Raw genomic sequence first — 1,133 nt, 5'->3', positions numbered from 1 at the left:
ACCCTACGTTGTCATCCAATCGTAAATCACGACGAAACCAAAAGATATTAATAACTTGTTTCACTTTAAAATTAATGTTTTGCGTTAATATTTTCCAAAAAGAGCTTCTAACTTCGTGGTTCTATAATTAAATATTTCCTCTAGTTTTGGTTTAACTATAATGGGGTGTATAAGTTGCCCTAAAATACCCATAGGTACTTTATAATCAATAATATCTTCCATTTCTACACCTCCATCAATTTCTTTTATAAAATGCTTATGATGCCACAAAGCGTAAGGCCCAAAACGTTGTTCGTCTACAAAATACTCATTATCTACAACATGTGTAATCTCTGTAACCCATTTGGTTTTTATGCCCAAAACGGGTGTAACAATATACTGTATAATTTGCCCAGCAAACATAGGTCTATCTGCACCAGATAGTATGTTAAAACCCATGTAATCTGGTGTAATAGTCTTTAAGTTTTTAGGGTCGGACAGAAATTTCCAAGCTTGTTCTTTAGTTATTGGTAAATTCTGTTTTTTATGTAATCTATATATTTTCATAAAAAAACTAGTTTATCGTTCTCATCCTTTGTTATAGCCTTATTTGACTAAAGTCTTGAGACTCAAGATAAGCTCTGGTGAGAATTTCATTATTTTTAATCTCATTTAATAAATACAAAATATATTCTATACTATTAATTATTTATTAATATGTAAGTGTTTAATGATGTTGCTATTAACAGCCAAACCATATATGGTAATAGTAAATAACTTTTGTTTTTTAATAGATTTCTATAATTAAAGAAATAGTAAAATATAACTATAGTTAGTAGTGTAATAACAATTAACCCTAGAGTTATTAAGTGTTGATTAAAGAATACGTAATTCCAAATCACATTTAAAAACACTTGCACTGCAAACAATAGTTTAGATTTTGTAGTGTTTAAAATACTAAATAAGTTGCCCAAATAAACCGAAAAACAAATCATTATTATTGTCCATGCTGCTCCAAACACCCATCCTGGCGGCGTCCATGGTGCTTTATCTAAATTTATGTACCACTCAGTTGTGGGACCACTATCCATAAGCCAACTTCCTAGGGCTAAACCTCCAAAGTTGATAACTAAAAAGAGTATAACGTATTTAAT

At 30.0% G+C, this 1,133-nt stretch carries 2 protein-coding genes; both read right to left on the bottom strand.

What is annotated here, in order from left to right; all coding sequences use genetic code 11:
• Positions 1-84: 84 nt before the first annotated feature.
• Positions 85-546, bottom strand: a complete 462-nt coding sequence (locus tag ACVC2P_RS14485) for an SRPBCC family protein (protein ID WP_452599170.1) — start codon at positions 544-546, stop codon at positions 85-87.
• A 134-nt stretch (positions 547-680) separates the two neighbouring features.
• On the bottom strand, positions 681-1,133 hold a 453-nt coding region (locus ACVC2P_RS14480; protein ID WP_452599169.1), incomplete at its 5' end, for a TspO/MBR family protein.

It is taken from the genome of Pontimicrobium sp. MEBiC01747 (assembly GCF_053601635.1).
The sequence above is the reverse complement of the archived record's forward strand: the minus strand, read 5'-3'. Positions and strand labels throughout refer to the sequence as shown.